Annotated in this window: 15 protein-coding genes and 2 pseudogenes; 7 read left to right on the plus strand and 10 right to left on the minus strand. The window is 70.5% G+C overall.

What is annotated here, in order from left to right; translation table 11 throughout:
* Positions 1–145: 145 nt before the first annotated feature.
* Positions 146–1,660, minus strand: a complete 1,515-nt coding sequence (locus FHX80_RS33440; protein WP_145768231.1) for an alpha-L-fucosidase — start codon at positions 1,658–1,660, stop codon at positions 146–148.
* Between FHX80_RS33440 and FHX80_RS33445 the strand changes: the two genes are divergently transcribed.
* Both FHX80_RS33445 and FHX80_RS33450 read left to right on the plus strand, forming a co-directional pair.
* Positions 1,550–2,329 (plus strand): AraC family transcriptional regulator, encoded by a 780-nt coding sequence (locus FHX80_RS33445; RefSeq protein WP_145768398.1) that lies wholly within the window; start codon positions 1,550–1,552, stop codon positions 2,327–2,329. The two genes, FHX80_RS33440 and FHX80_RS33445, sit on opposite strands and share 111 nt — an antisense overlap.
* Before the next feature lie 158 nt (positions 2,330–2,487).
* On the plus strand, positions 2,488–3,606 hold the full coding sequence (locus FHX80_RS33450) for a substrate-binding domain-containing protein (protein WP_145768232.1): 1,119 nt from the start codon (positions 2,488–2,490) through the stop codon (positions 3,604–3,606).
* Between the two features lie 83 nt (positions 3,607–3,689).
* On the opposite strand, the gene FHX80_RS33455 is transcribed toward FHX80_RS33450, so the two are convergent.
* The 7 genes from FHX80_RS33455 to FHX80_RS33485 all read right to left on the minus strand — a co-directional run bounded on the left by FHX80_RS33455 (position 3,690) and on the right by FHX80_RS33485 (position 11,704).
* Positions 3,690–6,164, minus strand: coding sequence for a polysaccharide lyase 8 family protein (locus FHX80_RS33455; RefSeq protein WP_145768233.1), 2,475 nt, complete (start codon positions 6,162–6,164; stop codon positions 3,690–3,692).
* Between the two features lie 243 nt (positions 6,165–6,407).
* A complete protein-coding gene (locus FHX80_RS33460; RefSeq protein WP_145768234.1) occupies positions 6,408–8,357 on the minus strand; it encodes an ABC transporter permease in 1,950 nt (649 codons plus the stop codon).
* Between the two features lie 76 nt (positions 8,358–8,433).
* Positions 8,434–9,234: a molybdate ABC transporter substrate-binding protein gene (modA, locus tag FHX80_RS33465; RefSeq protein ID WP_145768235.1), complete on the minus strand. Its 801-nt coding sequence runs from the start codon at positions 9,232–9,234 to the stop codon at positions 8,434–8,436.
* Between the two features lie 133 nt (positions 9,235–9,367).
* On the minus strand, positions 9,368–9,556 hold the full coding sequence (locus tag FHX80_RS33470) for a hypothetical protein (RefSeq protein ID WP_145768236.1): 189 nt from the start codon (positions 9,554–9,556) through the stop codon (positions 9,368–9,370).
* 189 nt (positions 9,557–9,745) lie between these two features.
* Positions 9,746–10,228 (minus strand): molybdopterin-dependent oxidoreductase, encoded by a 483-nt coding sequence (locus tag FHX80_RS33475; protein WP_145768237.1) that lies wholly within the window; start codon positions 10,226–10,228, stop codon positions 9,746–9,748.
* A gap of 357 nt (positions 10,229–10,585) precedes the next feature.
* Positions 10,586–10,981, minus strand: coding sequence for a TOBE domain-containing protein (locus FHX80_RS33480; protein WP_145768238.1), 396 nt, complete (start codon positions 10,979–10,981; stop codon positions 10,586–10,588).
* A gap of 90 nt (positions 10,982–11,071) precedes the next feature.
* Complete coding sequence (locus FHX80_RS33485; protein ID WP_145768239.1) at positions 11,072–11,704, minus strand: TetR/AcrR family transcriptional regulator; 633 nt, start codon at positions 11,702–11,704, stop codon at positions 11,072–11,074.
* A 242-nt stretch (positions 11,705–11,946) separates the two neighbouring features.
* Between FHX80_RS33485 and FHX80_RS33490 the strand changes: the two genes are divergently transcribed.
* From FHX80_RS33490 to FHX80_RS36270, 4 genes and pseudogenes are all read left to right on the plus strand, one after another.
* On the plus strand, positions 11,947–12,549 hold the full coding sequence (locus FHX80_RS33490; protein ID WP_244318764.1) for a (2Fe-2S)-binding protein: 603 nt from the start codon (positions 11,947–11,949) through the stop codon (positions 12,547–12,549).
* Complete coding sequence (locus tag FHX80_RS33495; RefSeq protein ID WP_145768240.1) at positions 12,546–13,538, plus strand: FAD binding domain-containing protein; 993 nt, start codon at positions 12,546–12,548, stop codon at positions 13,536–13,538. Before FHX80_RS33490 ends, FHX80_RS33495 begins: the two co-directional genes overlap by 4 nt.
* Positions 13,535–15,697 carry a xanthine dehydrogenase family protein molybdopterin-binding subunit gene (locus tag FHX80_RS33500; RefSeq protein ID WP_145768241.1) on the plus strand — a complete coding sequence of 721 codons (2,163 nt, stop codon included), beginning with the start codon at positions 13,535–13,537 and terminating at the stop codon, positions 15,695–15,697. Before FHX80_RS33495 ends, FHX80_RS33500 begins: the two co-directional genes overlap by 4 nt.
* Before the next feature lie 58 nt (positions 15,698–15,755).
* Positions 15,756–15,969: pseudogene (locus FHX80_RS36270) on the plus strand (XdhC family protein); the annotation flags it as partial.
* Here the strand turns inward: FHX80_RS36270 and FHX80_RS33510 are convergent.
* Positions 15,908–16,378 (minus strand): carbohydrate-binding protein, encoded by a 471-nt coding sequence (locus tag FHX80_RS33510; RefSeq protein ID WP_145768242.1) that lies wholly within the window; start codon positions 16,376–16,378, stop codon positions 15,908–15,910. The pseudogene FHX80_RS36270 and the gene FHX80_RS33510 sit on opposite strands and share 62 nt — an antisense overlap.
* Positions 16,342–16,932: pseudogene (locus FHX80_RS33515) on the minus strand (ROK family transcriptional regulator); the annotation flags it as partial. The pseudogene FHX80_RS33515 and the gene FHX80_RS33510, both read right to left, overlap by 37 nt.
* Before the next feature lie 484 nt (positions 16,933–17,416).
* On the opposite strand from FHX80_RS33515, the gene FHX80_RS33520 reads away from it, so the two are divergent.
* Positions 17,417–18,166 carry an NPP1 family protein gene (locus tag FHX80_RS33520; protein WP_425281720.1) on the plus strand — a complete coding sequence of 250 codons (750 nt, stop codon included), beginning with the start codon at positions 17,417–17,419 and terminating at the stop codon, positions 18,164–18,166.
* Positions 18,167–18,187: the final 21 nt, after the last annotated feature.

Consider the following 18,187-nt stretch of genomic DNA (forward strand, 5'->3'; position numbering starts at 1 on the left):
CTTTCTTCCCAGGAAGAAGATCCCTCCTTTTCGGGTCGGTGAAGGCACGCCCGTCCGGATCTCGTGGCGGTCGGAGGGACCGCCAACGGAACGGGACGTCTCTCGCAGCCACTTCGGCCAGTGACGGTGATTCGGCAAGCGGAACCTAGTCGCGGCCCGTGCCCCGGTACAGCTCCAGCTCACCGTCGAGTTCGACCGCCAGCACGGTGGCGTGCGGGTCGATCTGACCGACGGTCGGGGCATCGATCCACAGGACTCCGGGCACATGGCCCAGCCCGCCCGTCGTCCGGTGCGGCAGGACATCTCCCGTGGCCAGTACCGAAACGCGCTTCACGGGCGTGCTCAGCCCCCTGACCGACACCGTCTCGTGCGGGGTACCGAAGCAGATCAGGTACAGCGTCCGTCGGTCGGTCGAGAGGGTGCTCGGTCCGTAGTGGTGGCCGGCCGGAAGACCGGCGACCGTCCCGTGGACCGCCTCCGTATGACGGGCGATCCAGTCGCCGAGCCCGGTCAGCCGGTCGGCCTGCGCCTGCGGGATCGTGCCGTCCTCCCTGGGCCCCACGGCCAGCAGCAGATTGCCGCCCATCCCGATCGTCTCGGTGAAGTAGCGGACCAACTGCCCGACCGACTTCTGGTTGGTGTCCGTGTGCTGGAACCCCCAGGAGTCGTTCACGGTCAGGCAGAGCTCCCACGGCCCCTCCGGGGCCTCGGTCGGCAGACCCTGCTCCGGAGTCGCGTAGTCACCGTGACCGGTCATCCGGGCATTGAAGACGGTGTCGGGAAGGACGGAGGTGACGTCCCGCGCCAGCTCGTCCATGCGCCACTGCTCCTCGCTGCGCTCCCACTCGCCGTCGAACCAGAGGAGATCGGGGCGGAAGCGTTCGGCCACCTCGCGGACCTGGGCGGCGCGGAACTCCAGGAACCGCTCCCAGCGTTCAGGGTCCTCCTGACCGGCCGGCGGCGCGCTGAACCGGGAGTCGTTGAGCGAGGGCTCCGCCGGGGCGGGGTGCCGCACCGTGGGGTAGTCCGGATGGGACCAGTCCGAGTGGGAGAAGTACAGGCCGACCTTGAGCCCCCGCTCCCGGAGCGCCTCCGTGTATCCGGTGACCAGATCGCGGCCCGCGGGCGTACGAGTGGCCACCGAGAGGCCGGAGTGCCGGGTGTCGTAGAGCGCCACCCCGTCGTGGTGCTTGGCCGTGAGCACCGCGTATCCGGCGCCCGCACGGGCGAAGAGATCGGCCCACGCCCGGGGGTCGTACCGTGAGGCCGTGAAACCGTGCAACTGGTTCATATAGCGCTCGTAGGAGACCTGTCCCGTGTAGAAGGACCAGGACTCCGCCACACCGTCCACGGCATAGATCCCCCAGTGCACGAAGATCCCCAGCTTGGCATCGCCGAACCACTTCTGCATCGCCACAAGGCACTCCCACGTCCATCGGGCCCGGTGCGCGTCCCGCGCGCACCCGTCACCCCCGGCCTCCCACGCTAGAAGCCGGCCCGGGGCGGGCGCGTGGGCCCGGTTCACCACTGCTGGTAAATTTTCACCGTGATCCCCATCCACCTGAGCGAGCCGCCCAGGGTCGCCGCCGTGGGGGTCGGTGTCCACGGGACGACCGCCGCATGGGACGTCTTCCAGCTGCCCGACCTGTGGCAGCTGCATCTGTACGGGTACGAGGGCCGGCTGACGGTACGCGGCGCGGTTCATCCCATCCGGCCCGGCCATGTGAGCCTGGTGCCTCCGGATACCCCGGTGGAGTTCCGCTACCGGGGACGGTCCGAGCACCTCTTCGCCCATCTGTCGCTGCCCGAGACGGGCGACCCCTGCCTCGTTCCGGTGATGCAGGACGCCGGGCCGCACGCCACGGCTCTGTCGGAACTGTTCCGCCGTGCCATCGCGGCGGCCCCCGCCGCACCCGCCCAGGCATCGGCCGAGATCTGGGCGGCCCTGTGGCGGGTGGCCCGGCTGCCGCCCACCGTGAGCCGGGCGGTCCCGCACCCCGCCGTCACTGCCGCGCTCTCCTACATCGAGACGCATCTGGCCCACCCGCTGGCCGTACCGGACATCGCCAGGGTCGCCGGAGTCTCGCACAACCACCTGACCCGGCTGTTCCGGGCGGAACGTGGTGACACTCTCGTCGCCTACATCAGACGTCGCCGGCTGGAACGGGCCGGCCATCTGCTCCGGGAGTCGACCCTTTCGATTCCCGCGGTCGCCGCCTCGGTCGGCATCGCGGACCTGCAGGCCTTCAACAAGGTCTGCCGCCGCGAGCTCGGCGCCTCCCCACGAGCCGTACGGGCCGGCCGGATCCCGCACCCCGGCTGCGACTGACCGCCGGGCCCGGCCCGGCGGACCCCGACGGATCGAAACGGCCGCCCGGTACGCGAACGATCGTATTGAACGCAAACGTTCGATACGCTGCCGGGCGATACCGTGACCTGCGGGGAGTCGCTCTCCGCGGCCGTCCGGCCTTGCCACAGGGGGAGCCCATGCGACTGCATGTCGACCAGCGCCATGAGCGGGTACTCGAACTCGTCCGACAACGCGGCAGCCTCCGGGTCGCCGAGCTGGCATCCGAACTCGGCGTCTCCGCCGTGACCTTGAGGCGCGACGTGGAGGTGCTGGCTGCCCGCGGCAGGTTGCAGCGGCTGCACGGGGCCGTGGTGTGGCCGACGGCTCAGCCGACGGAGGCGGCGCGGACCCCGAGGGCCGAGGGCGCCGTGATCGGAATGATCGTGCCGACCACCACCTTCATCTTCGCCGACATCGTGCGCGGTGCCCGGGAGGCCGTGGAGGCCCAGGGCGGCCGGCTGGTGCTCGGGATGTCGGGCTACGTGGACACGGAGGATCCGGTGCAGGCGGAACACCTCCTGGCCGGTGGCGCCGAGGGCCTGCTGATCGCACCCAGCTGGTTCGGCGGGGTGCCCGCCGACGGCCAGGAGAAGTGGCTGCTTGGGTGCCCCGTCCCGGCCGTACTGGTCGAACGCTCGGCGCCGGCCGGCAACCCCGCCGCGAGGCTTGACCGCGTACGTACCGACCGGGCCCACGGCGCTGCGGAAGCGGTGGGCCACTTCGCCGAACTCGGGCACCGGGCCGTCGCCGCGGTGCTTCAGGAAGGGCCGCACGCCGCGCAGATCACCGCCGGATATCTGGCAGCCGTGGAGTCGCTCGGGCTGACCCCGGTGCCGGGATCACCGGCCATCAGGGGACACGGCGAGTACGACGAGATGGCGGAGTACCTGGTCGACGCGGTCCGGAACCGGGGGGTCACCGCAGTCCTCGTCCACAGCGACGAGGACGCCATCGTGCTGGTGCCGCGGTTGCAGTCGCGCGGCATCAACGTCCCCGCCGACCTGGCGGTCATCGCCTACGACGACGAGGTGGCCGGGCTGTCCGACGTACCGCTGACGGCTGTCGCACCGCCGAAGCGCGCGGTGGGCGAACTGGCGGCGAAGCTGATCCTGCAGCGGCTGGCCGAGCACGCGTCGGGCCGCACACCGGCGCCGCGCCAGCACCTCGAACTGCTGCCCGAGCTGCGGGTGCGGGCGTCCTGCGGCGCGGGCGAGGCGACCGCGCGAGCGCGGGTCCAGGACGCCACGTCCGTGTAGGTGGGGCCGGTCATCGGCCCGTGGCTCCGGCTGATGACCGGCCCGTCCCGCACCTCGGCTCCGCGACGTCCTGTCCGGGACCGTCAGGCCGTGCGGACCTTGACCTGGTGGGTCGCACCGTGACTTCCGCCGAGGTCGCCGAAGGTCAGGACGAGGGAGGAGCCGGTCCGGGCACCGGTCACCGCAGGCGCCTTCGCGAGAACGGACGCGACCCGCCGCCTCCAGGTGAGGGCCAGGCTCCTGACGCTGCGGGACGGGTCGGCCACCGAGATCGTCGCCGTACCGTCGCGCCGCTCCCGGATCTGCACGCTCACCGGCGCGTCGGCCGTGACCTTGCCGACCGTACCCGCAGCCCAGAAGTTGATCCCGGTGAAGCCGAGCGACGGGACGTGGATGCCGTGCTGCCGCGAGGTGTTGGCCAGGATCCGCAGCCACAACGGGTCGAGGGCGCGGGCGGCGGTGCGGAGTTCACCGGCACCGGGCATCAGGATGTACGCGTACGAGGCGTCCCGCGGGTCCGTTCCGTGGTCCTGCCACAGGGTCAGATAGCGCCGGGTGAACGGGGCGGGCGAACTGCCGGCGTTGATGTCCCGCCACGCACCGGTGCGCTCCTCGCGCAGTGCGCTGATCCGGCTGCCGCCCGCCTGCGGGAAGACGTAGCCGGCGTGCCCCTGGATGTGCGCCCACCTGGTGTGCGTACGCGTGGTGCTCCAGCCCTGGGCGCTCGGCTGCGGGATGCCGTTGAGGGTGAGTGCGGCGGTGCCCGCCGCGCCGAGGTTGCGGTTGTCGATCACCGTCTCGACCGCGGTGCCGTCGGCCGAGGTGATGCCCGCGCCGAGGCAGACGATCGAGTCGTCGAGCCAGAACCACGACTTCCTGGCGGCCATCGTGCTGTCGATGCCCCGCAGATGCTGCCCGGTGGTGCCGAACTCGCCGTCGGTGGTGCCACCCACCCAGGTGGTGTCCGGCTTCGGATTGCCCCAGTTGCCGCCGAACCCGTCCGACAGGAGCTTCTTCGAAACGGTGACGCCGGGCAGCCGGTACGGGTCGACGGTCGGCCAGAAGGTGTCCGAGTACTGCGCCGGACCGTGGTCGCCGCCCCACCAGGACAGCCAGCCCGAACCGGTGTGGTAGCCGCGGGCGTGCTCACCGTTGCCGAACTCGTAGTGCGCGATGCGGGCGGAGGCCATGCTGACCGACGCGCCCCAGTCATGACGGCGGTGGGTGGCACGGTCCATGTTGTGGAAGGTCCGGTGCTCGGCGGGCTCGGGCGACGCCTTGACCGTGTCGTCGTCGAACAGCTTCTGCAACAGAGCCGTGTTGACCAGGCTCAGCTTCGGATTCCGGAGGGCGGGACCGTACGAGTCGCGTTGCAGCCAGCCCTTGACCATCGAGTTCCAGCGGGCCCGCTCCTCGGCGCTCGCACCCTTGCCGACCAGGACGACCGAGGCCATCACGCTGTGCGCGCGGGTGTGGTCGTCCTGGGGGAGCTGGAAGGCGTCGGACTCCGTCAGCCCGCGGCTGATGCCCCGGCTGGAGACGTTGTCCATCATCAGGCCGTCGTAGATGAAGGGCGCGACGGCCTTGTCGACCGTGTCGAGGAAGAGCTGACTGCCCGGGTCGTCCACCTGCCACGCCGAGTCCCGCAGCAGTGCGAACAGCCGGCCGAGGCCGTCGTGGAGCACCGCTCCGTAGCCCCCGATGTACGGGACGTCGGTGTGCTGGACGAACGAGCCGTCGGCGTAGAAGCCGTCGCCTGACGTGACGTAGGGGAAGACGGGGGACAGTGCGTCACGGCCGAGCGTGATCTTGGCCGCGCTGCCGCCGACGACACCGCGGAGGATGATCCCGCGGCACAGGTCGACCCGGTTGGCGCCGGTGCTGGTGCCGGTGTACTTCGCCACGGCCGAGTCCGGCAGGAACTTGTCCACGGAGCGGCAATAGGTGGCCAGTTGCTCGGCCGACAGCTGGTCGTGGAGCAGTACGGCGGCGTCCAGGAGTGCCTGCGGTGAGCCGATCTGGAAGTTCCACCAGTTGCCGAACGGTGCGGCGTCCGCGCTGTAGACGTCCGAGCAGAGGTGGTCCAGGCCGGTGATGACGGCGTCGCGCAGGGCCGTGTCCCCGGTGACCCCGGTACCCGGCTGGGCGTACGCCTGGGCCATGGTGCTCAGCCGGGTGAAGCTGTCGTTCATCCGGGCCGAGTAGCCGTACGACTCCTGGTCGGTGTCCGGGGACGGATCGGCGTAACTGAGACCGGGCCACAGCGAGCCGGCGGCCGGGGCCATGGTGGCCCGGAGATCTGCCGCCTGGGTCCCGAGCGTGGCGAGCTTCGACCGGAAGGGCTCCGCGGTCGGGCTGAAGCCCTCGCCGAGGATCAGGGTGCGCCACTTGGCGCGCAGAGCGGCGAACGCGTCGTCGACGGCGGCGGCGTCCGGTGCCGAGGTGCCGGGCGCCGCCGTGGCGGCGCCGGTCCCGGTCAGGCCGGCCGCGAGCGTGGTGCCGCCGGTGGCCGCGAGGAAGGTGCGGCGGGACCAGACGGGCGGGGGAGGGGGCGTCATGGATGCTCCGGGGGCCGGGAGAGGAAGAGAAGAGCGCGGTGAAGTCACGCGGTTTTTAGCACGCATGCGCTCAACCGCTCAATAGAAACGACGGAATTGATCGTTTCGATCGATACGGGCGCTCGCTATCCGGTCCGCTGTGTCACGGACACCGCATCGAGATCCGTCGCGCCGACGGCCCGACCGCCGCCTTCCCGGAGGCGGTGCCCCACGCCCCTGTCGCCCGGGTCTTCTACCGCGCCACTACAGCGCCACGATCGTCGTTTCGGTCGCCTTGACGCTGGTCCACACCGGTACCCCGTCGGTGAGGCCGAGTTCGGCCGCGGCCTGGGGGGTGATCTCGGCGACGAGATCCGGTGCCTGCGGTGACGTGATGAGGACGCGCAGGCGGCTACCGCTGGTGGTGATCTCCCGGACGGTGCCCGCCCAGATGTTGCGCGGGCTGCCGCCCGGCTTCGCGCGGTGTACGGAGACGGCTTCCGGGGCGATGACCGCGAGTGCCGCAGTGCCGGCGGGCAGCGGATCGGCGATGACGAGGAGGCCGCCGCCGTGGAGCCGGAGCCCGTCGGTGGTCGCGGTGCCGGGCCAGGCGTTGCGGCCGAGCATGCGGGCGACCCAGGGGGAGTGCGGGTGCCGGGTGACCTCGGCGGGCGGGGCGTCCTGGAGGACGCGGCCGTCCTCCAGGACCAGGACACGGTCGGCGAGGGAGACGGCCTCCACCGGGTCGTGAGTGACGATCAGACAGACGCCGCCGAAGCCGGCGAGGTGGGTGCGCAGGGTGTGCCGCACGTGCGCGCGGGTGGTCTGGTCGAGCGCGGCCAGCGGCTCGTCGAGCAGCAGCAGCCGGGGCCGGGTGGCGAGCGCCCTGGCCAGGGCGATGCGCTGGGCCTGCCCGCCGGAGACCTGGGACGGCTTGCGGGCAGCCAGATGCCCCACGCCGAGCCGGTCCAGCCACTGCTGGGCCCTGCGGCGGGCCTCGGTGCGGGGTACGCCCTGGGCGCGCAGCCCGTAGGCGGTGTTCGCGAGTGCGCTGAGGTGGGGGAACAGTGCGCCGTCCTGGGGTACCCAGGCGACGCCGCGGCGGTGCGTGGGCAGGGCGCTGACGTCCAGCTCTCCGAGCCGCAGCGCGGCGTGCGCCCGGGGGGTGAGTCCGAGCAGGGCGCGCAGGAGGGTGGTCTTGCCCGCGCCGTTGGGGCCGACGACGGCGATGGTGGTCCCGGCATCGGCGGCGAGAGTGAGCTGGTTGAAGCCGGTGACCTCGGCGTGCAGTGGCCAGCTGTCCCGGTTGCCGTCGGGGCCGATGTGGCCCGGCGCCGCCGTTCGGACGTCCTCCGACGGGGCGGAGGCCGGCTCATCCGCCGGGGCGCGAGGCCCGACGGCCACGGCGCCCGGGGTGCCCGTCCAGCGTCCGCGCAGCCCGATGAGGACGAGCATGGCGATCACGAGCAGGAGCAGGGAGACCGAGGTGGCGGCTTCCGGGTCGTCCTGGAGGAGCAGATAGACCTGGAGGGGAAGGGTCTGGGTGGTACCGGGAAGGTTCCCGGCGAAGGTGATGGTCGCGCCGAACTCGCCGAGTGCCCGCGCCCAGGTGAGTGCGGCTCCGGCGGCGAGACCGGGGGCGACCATGGGCAGCGTGACGGTGAAGAACACCCGTACCGGCGAGGCGCCGAGGGTCGACGCCGTCTCCTCGTAACGGGGGCGCAGTCCGCCGAGCGCTCCTTCCAGGCTGATGACCAGGAACGGCATCGCGACGAAGGTCGCCGCCAGGACGGCGCCGGAGGTGTGGAAGGGCAGCGTGATACCGAACGTGCCCTCCAGCCACGGCCCGAGCAGACCGCGGCGGCCGAAGGCGAGCAGCAGGGCGACACCGCCCACCGTGGGCGGCAGCACCATCGGCAGGAGCACGAGGGAGCGGACGAGTGTCTTGCCGGGAAAGTCGGTACGGGCCAGCAGCCAGGCCAGCGGCACACCGAGAACGAGCGAGAGCCCGAGTGCCCAGAAGGAGACGAGCAGCGACAACTTCAGGGCTTCGGTCGTCCCCGGGCTGCTCAGATGGTCGCCCAGGTCGCCCCATGACGTGCGGGCGAGGATCCCGATCAGCGGCAGCAGCAGAAAGGCGATGGCCAGGAGCGCGGGGATCGCCAGGGCGATCGGCGCGCGGAGACCGGTGGTGCGGCTGCGAAGGCGTCTCATCGAAGTCCCTGAAACTGGAAGTGCTGTGCGGGCGGCCAGGACCGAGGTCCGGCCGCCCGCACGGGGTGGTCACCGGTTACGGCTGCTGGAAGCCGGCGTCGGCGAGGATCTTCTGGGCCTCCGGGGTGGAGAGCCACTTCACGAACGCGTCCGCGGCTTCGCTGTGCTTGGTGGCCTTCAGGGTCGCAGCCGGATAGGAGGCCACGGCGTTCTGGGCATCGGGGATGTCGATCGCGTCCACCTTGTCGGCGGCGGAGGCGACATCCGTCTTGTAGACGAGACCGGCGTCGGCCTCACCGAGTTCGACCTTGCTGAGGACCGAGCGGACGTCGAGCTCCTGCGAGACCGGCTTCACGTTGATCTTCTGGGCGTCCAGGATCTGCTTGCTGTAACGGCCCACCGGCACCTCGGGGGCGGCGAGCACCACCTTCAGCTTGGTGTCCGCGAGGTCCTTCAGATTCTCGATCTTCTCCGGGTTGCCCTTGCCGGTGGCGATCACCAGGCGGTTCTTCGCGATGACGGTCGGCGCTCCGGTGTCGGACTTCAGACCGTCCATCGTCTTGGTGTCCGCCGTGACCAGGGCGTCGGCGGGCGCACCCTGCTTCACCTGGGCGGCGAGCTGCTGCGACCCGGCGAAGGAGAACTTCACCTTGGTGCCGGGGTGCTCCTTCTCGTACGCGGCGCCGGCCGTCTTGAAGACGTCCGTGAGCGAGGCGGCGGCCAGCACCGTCAGGTTTGCCTTCGGTGCCCCGGAGGCGGATGCGTCGGCGCCCGAGTCCTTCTTGTCGTTGTCGCTGCCACAGGCTGCCAGCGGGACGAGGAGGGCCGCCGTGAGTATCGCGGCCGCGGTACGACGTCTGGTGAAGGCGAGGGACATGAGGGTTGGGACTCCTTGGGAACGCGGTCGGCCGGTGCCGCCCGAGCGGATGGTGGTGAGCCGCGCCGGGGACGGGCGACGCCGCTTGATGGAGCAGTCGAGCAGTCGAGCAGTCGTGCGGTGGAGCGCTGGATCAGGTGCGGTTCGTCTGCGCGCCGGTCTGCGCGCCGGTCGACTTCATGCGGGCGGTGGCCCGCATGACGACCTCCGGTCCGGGTTCCTCGACCGCCTCTCGGGTGAGGAGTGGGACGAGGCGGTAAGTACCGGCCCGGTTCTCCACCCGGCCGCGATACCGCCAACAACGCAGGACTGCATGTGCCACACAATAGGTGTTATGAGTTCGCATTTACAATGCGTAATGTGATGCTCCATAGCAGATGCGTTGTCGTTCGGAGGAAGATCCGAAGTGGCTGCCGCACGGATGCGCCGAGGTGGGGGGCGGTCCGAGGACACGTTGTCGCCCGCCCCGAATTCGATGCGCTTCCCCATGAGCCGGGTCATCCGTGACCAGCTATACGGAGCCCGGCCACGCTCCGACCCACACGTGCGAGATGGCGCTGATGTAGCGCGCGCCGCACCGGTCGGCGGGCGCCACCAGCTGGCTTCCCGCCGCGTCCAGGCCCCGCCCGTCCATCCGTGTGGCCAGGAGGACGGGTACATTGCCGAAATCGGCGTCGATCTCGGCCCAGGACAGCACCGTGTGATGCCCGTCCCCACCGGTGACCGCCACCAGATAGCGCGAGCGGTTCTTACGCCTGCGGGCGTCGAACACCGGACGGGCGTCGAGGACCACCTCACGAAGCAGGGGCCCCTCGAAGCTGTGGTGCTGCGGTCCGTTGGTGGCGCAGTCGAAGACCACCTCCGCCCGGTGCTGCTCCCACCCGCTCCGCAGGTCCTGCACGGTCAGCGTCACCGGACGCTCGACGTCCCCGCACAGGGCGAAGGGCGCGAGCATCGGGGGAGGGGTGCGGGGGTGCGCGCTGAGTCGGCTCATGGGGATCCCCAATTCGGACGGCCCGCAGGGCGGCTGTCGGAAGGTATGCCCCACAGGCCTCCCGCGGAATCGCGCGTACGAGTCAATGTCCGCCAAAGGCCTGGCGTTTGTGAACCGATACCGATCTTTTCGGCTGCATATCCGAGTTGCCGAATGCCTGGTCGGCCGGCCGGACGGACCGAGCTCGGACCTGTCCATCCGGGGCCGATCGGACACGCTCCCTGCTGACGGACGGTTCCACGGTTCGCTGCCGTGTCCGGCGCATCGATCAGCTCACCGGCCGCGACCTGTCGCGTCTCGATCACGGACTCGATGCGCAGGCCGCCTTGACGCGCCGCTGACCGCGGCGGCCAGGGCTCAGGGCCGGTCGATGTGCACGTTCGTCGACTTCACCCGTGCCGTGGCCATGATCCCTATCTCCAGGCCGAGTTCGTCGACGGACTCGCGGCTGATCAGCGACACCAGCCGGTGCGGCCCCGACTGGATCTCCACCTGCGCCACGATGTCGTCGCCCTTCACCGAGGTGACGATCCCGGCGAAAGAGTTCCGTACGGACGTCAGGACCTCTCCGGGCACCGGATGAAGTCCCGCGGCACGCTCCGTGGCGAAACCCGCGAGGCTGACACCGTCGATCACCCGGTTACCCGAGCCGCCCCGGTCCATCGCGAGGTGACCGCCGTCAGCCCAACGGCGAACGGTCTCGGGACTCACGGCCAGCAGCTCAGCGGCCTGGCCAATGCTGTACGAAGGCACCCGCGCACTCTAGGCCAACGTCAGGGGGGCGTCCCACGCACCGCCGGTCCTCGGGCGCCGTGCTGACGGGCTGCCGGGGACCCGCCGGACTCAGGCCCGTCCGTCCTCCGGCGCATCCGGCCCCGACCCGTCCGGCGCCGACTGGTTCCTACCGGATGCTCCCGCCCGCAGTCCGTCCATCACGAGGTCCAGCAACCGGGCGGCGCGCGGCTGCCAGTCGCTGAGCGGGTCGATCTGCCACAGCCCCGCTATGGCAAGCAGGAAGTCCTCGGCGGTCATCCCCGGACGGATGGTGCCGGCCTTCTCGTTGGCGTCCAGCAGGAGCGTGACCGCCTGGGTCAGCGGGCCGTGGCCCAGGTGGGCCAGACCGCTGCGCCGGCCGACCGTCGTACGCAGCGTCTCGGCCAGGCCCGCCTTGGCCATGGCGAACTGCGCCAGCCGGTCCATCCACTCCCTCAAAGCCCGGTCGGGATCGCGGGTCAGGAGCAACTGGGCGGCGCTGTCGGCGACCTGCTGCATCTCGTAGCGGTAGACCTCAAGGACCAGCGCCTCACGGTTGGGGAAGTTGCGGTAGAACGTTCCCTGGCCGACGCCGGCCTTCTTCGCTATCGCGCTCACCGGGGCGTCCGCGGCCAGGGTCAGTTCGGCCAGTGCGGCGTCCAGGATGCGCTCGCGATTGCGCTGTGCGTCAGGCCGCAGAGGGGTGTTCTTCTCCTCCGGCATGTGTCCTCCTTCCGGACGCACGGCCGTGGTCGGCCTTGATAAGCGGACAGCTGTCCACTACGTTTGATCGATGGTGGACAGCTGTCCGCTTAGTCTTACCTTAGCGGCAGAACCAGTCTTTGCGGCCGGGTGGTACACCGTCCTCACCTGCGCCATCAACCCGTATCGCCTCTCTCCCTCCCGGGCCGTCCGCCGGGATCGTCTCGTTCGACGCGCATCAGTAATGCGAAGGAAGGCTGATCATGGCCCCATCGACGTCCAGTGCCATCACCCTGAACATCAATGGCGAAAAGTACATGCTGCCCGTCGACCACCGCACCACCCTGCTCGACGCACTGCGTGAGCGTCTCGATCTGACCGGCACGAAGAAGGGCTGTGACCAGGGCCAGTGCGGTGCCTGTACGGTCCTGCTCGACGGGCGCAGGGCCGTGGCCTGTCTGCAACTCGCGGTCGCGGCCGAGGGGCGTGCGATCACCACCATCGAAGGTGTGGCCGACGGCGATCGGCTGCACCCGGTCCAGCAGGCCTTTATCGACCTCGACGGATATCAGTGCGGCTACTGCACACCGGGGCAGATCTGTTCGGCGCTCGCGGTGATCGAGGAACACGCGGCGGGCTGGCCGAGCGCCGTGACCGATGACGTCCGGCCGGAAGCGGGGGTTCCCGCACTCACGGCCGAGGAGATCCGCGAGCGGATGAGCGGCAACCTGTGCCGCTGCGGCGCCTATGTGTCGATCGTGAAGGCGGTCGCGCGAGCGGCCGAGGTCACCACGTCCGAGATCTTGATGCCGGAGGCCTCCATGCCGGCGGCCACCATGTCCGAGGACAAGGAGTCGGCGGCATGAGGGAATTCGGCTACGAGCGGGTCTTCGACGTCCCCGGAGCGGTCGCACTGCTCGGCACGGGCCCGGACGCCCGCTTCCTCGGCGGCGGCACCAACCTCGTCGACCTGATGAAGGCCGGCGTGGAACGGCCCACGCTTCTCATCGACGTCCAGGAACTGCCCCTGAACACGATTGAGTTCACACCGGACGGCGGCCTGCGTATCGGCGCGACCGTCACCAACAGCGATCTCGCCGCCCACACCGAGGTGCGGCGTCACTACCCGGCCCTGGCACAGGCGCTGTTGGCCGGCGCCTCCGGGCAACTGCGCAACATGGCCACGGTCGGCGGGAATCTGCTCCAGCGCACCCGCTGCGGCTACTTCAGCGACCTCGCCCAGCCGTGCAACAAGCGTGTCCCCGACAGCGGTTGCCCCGCCATCGCGGGCGAGCACCACAACCACGCGATCCTCGGCGCCTCCGAACACTGCGTGGCGACCCACCCCTCGGACATGGCCGTCGCGCTCGCGGCCTTCGACGCGGTCGTCTCGTACGAAACGGCCGACGGGCCGGGCGAGTTGCCGATCGCCGAGTTCTACCGGCCGGTGGGCGAAACCCCGCACATCGAGACCGCTCTGCCGCCCGGCGCCCTGATCACCGGAGTCACGCTGCCGTCGGCCGCGGTCGCCGCGCACTCCCGGTTCCGGAAGGTGCGCGAGCGCGCCTCGTACGCCTTCGCGATCGGCTCGATCGCCGCCGCGCTCGACGTCCAGGACGGAGCCGTACGCGAAGTGCGCCTCGCGTTCGGGGCGGTCGCGTCCCGGCCGTGGCGGGCCAGGGCGGCCGAGCGGGCACTGACCGGCGGACCGGCGGACACCGAGGCGTTCGCCGCGGCGGCGGACGCCGAACTGGCAGCCGCCGAGGCGCTCCCGGAGAACGGATACAAGGTGACGTTGATGCGCAACCTCGTCGTGAGCGTACTGACCGAACTCGCCGAGGAGGCCGCCCGATGACCACGAAGACCGACAACGCGACATTCACCGGGGTCGTCGGCTCCGGCCGCACCCGGGTGGAGGGCCTCGACAAGGTCACCGGAGCGGCCCGCTACGCCGGTGAGATCCCCTTCGCGGAACTCGCCCACGGCTGGCTGGTGCTCTCGACGGTGGCCCGCGGCCGTGTCCGCCCGGTGGACGACGCGGCCGTTCTGGCCATGCCCGGAGTCCTCGCCGTTCTGCACCACGGGAACGCGCCGCGTGTCGACACCGACTACATCGGCATGCTGGGACGGCCCAACCCGGTCGTCGGGCTCTTCCAGAACGACCGGGTGCCCTTCGTGGGCTGGCCGGTGGCGCTGGTCGTGGCCGAGACGTCCGAGCAGGCCCGGGAGGCGGCCGAGGCACTGGTCGTCCACTACGACGAGGAACCGCACGACGTGGCGTTCTTCGCCGGGCACCCCGGTGCGTACACACCGCAGGACACCCCGCTGGTCGAGGCCGAGACAGCGAAGGGGGACGTCGAGGCCGAACTCGAAACCGCCGCCTTCGTCGTGGACGAGGAGTACACCACCCCGGAGGAGCACCACAATTCGATGGAGCCCCATGCGGCGACGGCCCGCTGGGACGAAGGCCGCCTCGACATCGTCGACTCCAACCAGGGAAGCAGCTGGGTGGCTGCCGAACTCGCACAGCTCTTCTCCCTCGACCCGTCCTCCGTTCGGGTGCGGTCCGAGCATGTAGGCGGGGCCTTCGGATCCAAGGGCCTGAACCCCCATCAGGTGGCGGCCGTGATGGCCGCGACCGTTCTCCAGCGACCTGTACGCGTCGTACTGACACGACGCCAGATGTTCCCGCTCGTCGGATTCCGCAGCCCCACGGCGCAACGGATCAGGCTCGCCGCCGACGCCGACGGCCGGCTCCGCGCGTTCGAACACCGGTCACAGAGCCTGACGTCGACCGTGGTCGAGTTCGTCGAGGCGAGCGCCGTGCTGGGGCGCGTCATGTACGACGCCGACGCGCATCACACCCTTCACGAACTGGTGCGGCTCGACGTGCCGACCCCGACCTGGATGCGTGCACCGGGGGAAGCGCCGGGATCCTTCGCCGTCGAATCGGCGCTCGACGAACTGGCCGAGAAGTGCGGCGTGGACCCGATCGCGCTGCGCGTCCGCAACGAACCCGCGGTGGGCCCCGTGTCGGGGCTGCCGTTCAGCAGCCGCAATGTGCTCGCCTGCTTCGAGGAGGGCGCCCGCAGGTTCGGCTGGGCGGACCGGGACCCGCGCCCCGGCGTGCGCAGGGAGGGGCGCTGGCTGCTCGGGACCGGAACGGCCGCGGCCACCTACCCCTCAGGCGTCGGCCCGTCCACCGCCGCCGTGACCGCGGAGCCGGACGGAACCTTCACCGTGCGGATCAACGCGGCGGACATCGGGACCGGTGCCAGGACCGCGATGGCGCTGGTCGCCGCGGACGTGCTGGAGGTGGAACCGGACCGCATCCGGATGCGTGTCGGGGACAGCGATCTGGGCCCGGCGATGATCGCCGGCGGCTCGATGGGCACGCGCTCCTGGGCCTGGGCGGTAAAGCTGGCCGCGGGTGAACTGCGGGAGCGGCTGGCCCTGGGCGGAGGCATCCCGCCGGAGGGAATCACGGCCAGGTCGAACACCGCCGACGCCATCGGCGCCCTCCCGGAGATGGAACGCCACTCCTTCGGGGCGCAGTTCGCGGAGGCCGCGGTGGATGTGACCACCGGTGAGGTGCGGGTACGCAGACTGCTCGGCATCTACGCCGCAGGCACCATCGTCAACCCGCTGACCGCCCGCAGCCAGTTCATCGGCGGAATGACCTGGGGGTTGTCCATGGCCCTGCACGAGGAGGCGATCAGGGACCAGGCCTCCGGCGGCCTCGTCGGCGCCGATCTCGCCGGCTATCACTTCGCCGCCAACGCCGACGTGCCGGTCATCGAGGCGGACTGGGTGGACGACCACATTCCCGGCGACCCCGTCGGGATCAAGGGCATCGGTGAGATCGGCGTCGTGGGCGTCGCCGCCGCGATCGCCAACGCGGTGTGGCACGCGACCGGAGTGCGTCACCGGGAGCTGCCGATCCGTCCCGACCGTGTCCTGCGTGCGGCGGAGGAGGCCCGGCGGTCGGCGGCGGGGAGATCCCCGGGCGCTTGACGGGGCGGACGGCCTGCGCCGCTGGTTCCAGGAGGGCCGGGACTTCGCCGTCGTGACCGACGCACGAACCGTGCTGTGCGTACTCACCCACGACGCGAAGCCGACGTCCCGCTGCTGGAGACGGCACTGCGGCCGCCGGTCGCGTACGTCGGCGGGACGGGCTCGCGCCGCACTCGCGAGAGCGCAGTCGGCAGCTGCGCGAAGTCGGCTTCACCGAAGAGGAGTTGGCCCGTCCGCGTTCCTCGATCGGCCTTGGCGCGCGTATCGCAGAGGCTGTCGGGAGACCTCCGATCGGACAGTCACCCGACAGCCTCTCGGGCGTGGAGTCAGAACTTCCGCAGGGTGACCGAGCCGCCGGGGCGCACCACTGTCGAACGTGATGGTGTTGCGGCCGGCCCTGAGCGTGACCGGGACGCTGATGGTCTCCGCCGCGCCCCAGTCCCCGCTGGACGGGAAGAGCCTGGTCGTGGCCGGTTTCCCGTTGGCCGATACTTCTACGGACCGTTCGTCACCGGACGTGTAGGCCACATTGACGTAGTACGTTCCGGCCTGCGCGGCCTCGACGTTCTCGAAGCGCAGGGAGCCGCCCCCGTAGAGGTTGCCGACCTTCTTGCCGCCGGAGCACTCGTCGCAGTCGGAGAGGGCGCGAATCCGGACCGCCCGACTCCCGCGCCGAACCACTGCTCCGCCACGGTCAGCGCCCGGACATCGTTGTCCACCGTGGCCGGCAGGCCGGTCGCCGTCTCCGCGAGCGCGGCCAGTGCGACGTCTCGCCGGCCGAGGAACGGCGAGTAGCGGACCACCCCCGCCGCCCGGTCCACATCGCCGGAGACCGCGACGGCCAGGCCGCGCACTCCGACGCCGAACCGCTGCGCCTCGGTGAGCAGTTCGCGGGTGAGCGTGGCGATCGTGGAGATCACCGCGTCCGGTGTCCGGTCCGGCAGCGGCGCATGACGGGCCACCCTGACCCGGCAGCACAGGTCCGCCAGAACCGCGATGACCTCGTCCGCGGTCACCTTGACGCCGATGAAGAGGGCACGCCCCCCGTTGACCCGCTCCGGATTGGCCGGCCGGCCGACCGCGGGAGCCGTGCCGCCGTCGACGTCCTCGACGACGTACCCGGTCTCCATCAACGGCCGCACGGCCCTGGTCACGGCGGCCGAGGACAACCCGGTCCTGCGGGCGACCTGCACCCGGGAGAGCGGCCCTTGGGACAGGGCCGTGGTGAGCACCAGAGAGGCAGCCGGCGTTGGCGCCGGAACGTCCCGACAGGCTGGTCGATGACATGGCCGGAAACGTAGGAGAGTTAATTTCCTCTATCAAGAAAAAAAGTCAACCCGACGGGACATCCTCTCGGCGGCCCGGAACGGCCAGGAGCGGTTGCGTGGGGAGGGGTTGACACATGATCGGACGGGACTGTTGTCCGTGTGCCGCCTGGTCGTGCGGCTTCTTGTTCTGTGGCATGGAATCTCGCGTGGCGAGCACCGCCCCGTGCGTGACTGCAATTCAACTCGCCTTCATGTAAACAGAGTTGAATGAACGTAGGGCTGACCCGTGCCGCCCTCGCCGCCGGGGAGTCGGCCCCGCCTTCACTGCTTCGAAATCCGTCATCCCCGGAAGGGGCGCGAGGTTCCTTGCGCATAGACATGGGCATGACATCGCACAGGTCCGGACTGTTTTCGCTTCGACCAGGAGGAAACTGTGAAGAACAGACGACGGATGCGCAAGGCGTCACTCGTACTGGCCGCGGCCGGGATGCTGGTCCTGGCCGTGCCCGGAAGCGCCTTCGCGGACGTGCCGGGTGCCCTGCCCGAGAACGCGGACGGACTGGAACAGACCTTCCAGCCGGCCTACGACTACGACGGTGACGGCTGCTACCCGACCCCGGCCATCGGCCCCGACGGCACCATCGCCCCCGGGCTGAAGACCACCGGCGCCGTCAACGGCGGCTGCCATGACTCCTGGGACCTGGACAACACCAACGGATACGCGCGCTCCAAGTGCAACAACGGCTGGTGCGCCATCATCTACGGCCTCTACTTCGAGAAGGACCAGGCTGTGGCGGGGAGTGGTCTCGGCGGCCATCGCCACGACTGGGAGCACGTCGTGGTCTGGGTGCAGAACAACGAGGCGAAGTACGTCTCCACCTCGGCCCACGGCGGCTTCAGCGTCTACAGCCGCGATCGGATCCGCTGGGACGGCACCCACCCCAAGGCCGTCTATCACAAGGACGGGATCGGTACGCACTGCTTCCGGCCCGCGAACTCCGGCGACGAGCCGCCGGAGAACCACTACCACCAGTGGCAGTTCCCCGACCTCGTCGGCTGGAACGGTTACCCCGAGGGCATCCGGGACAAGCTGGTGCAGGCCGACTTCGGCAGTGCCGTCTTCGGTCTCAAGGACGGAAATTTTGCCGGCCACCTGCAAAAGGCGATGCCTGCGGGGATCCCCTTCGACCCCAACGCCTGACGGGCGGTCCGCGGGGGTGGC

The sequence above is a fragment of the Streptomyces brevispora genome (assembly GCF_007829885.1).
Classification (GTDB): Bacteria; Actinomycetota; Actinomycetes; order Streptomycetales; family Streptomycetaceae; genus Streptomyces; species Streptomyces brevispora.

Excerpts from the sequence above, each read along its gene's own strand:
- FHX80_RS33440 (WP_145768231.1), bottom strand. The coding sequence starts at position 1,660 with ATGCAGCTGCCACAGGTCGGGCAGCTGGAAGACGTCCCATGCGGCGGT.
- FHX80_RS33450 (WP_145768232.1), top strand. The coding sequence starts at position 2,488 with ATGCGACTGCATGTCGACCAGCGCCATGAGCGGGTACTCGAACTCGTC.
- FHX80_RS33455 (WP_145768233.1), bottom strand. The coding sequence starts at position 6,164 with ATGACGCCCCCTCCCCCGCCCGTCTGGTCCCGCCGCACCTTCCTCGCG.
- FHX80_RS33460 (WP_145768234.1), bottom strand. The coding sequence starts at position 8,357 with ATGAGACGCCTTCGCAGCCGCACCACCGGTCTCCGCGCGCCGATCGCC.
- modA (WP_145768235.1), bottom strand. The coding sequence starts at position 9,234 with ATGTCCCTCGCCTTCACCAGACGTCGTACCGCGGCCGCGATACTCACG.
- FHX80_RS33475 (WP_145768237.1), bottom strand. The coding sequence starts at position 10,228 with ATGAGCCGACTCAGCGCGCACCCCCGCACCCCTCCCCCGATGCTCGCG.
- FHX80_RS33485 (WP_145768239.1), bottom strand. The coding sequence starts at position 11,704 with ATGCCGGAGGAGAAGAACACCCCTCTGCGGCCTGACGCACAGCGCAAT.
- FHX80_RS33490 (WP_244318764.1), top strand. The coding sequence starts at position 11,947 with ATGGCCCCATCGACGTCCAGTGCCATCACCCTGAACATCAATGGCGAA.
- FHX80_RS33495 (WP_145768240.1), top strand. The coding sequence starts at position 12,546 with ATGAGGGAATTCGGCTACGAGCGGGTCTTCGACGTCCCCGGAGCGGTC.
- FHX80_RS33500 (WP_145768241.1), top strand. The coding sequence starts at position 13,535 with ATGACCACGAAGACCGACAACGCGACATTCACCGGGGTCGTCGGCTCC.
- FHX80_RS33520 (WP_425281720.1), top strand. The coding sequence starts at position 17,417 with ATGCGCAAGGCGTCACTCGTACTGGCCGCGGCCGGGATGCTGGTCCTG.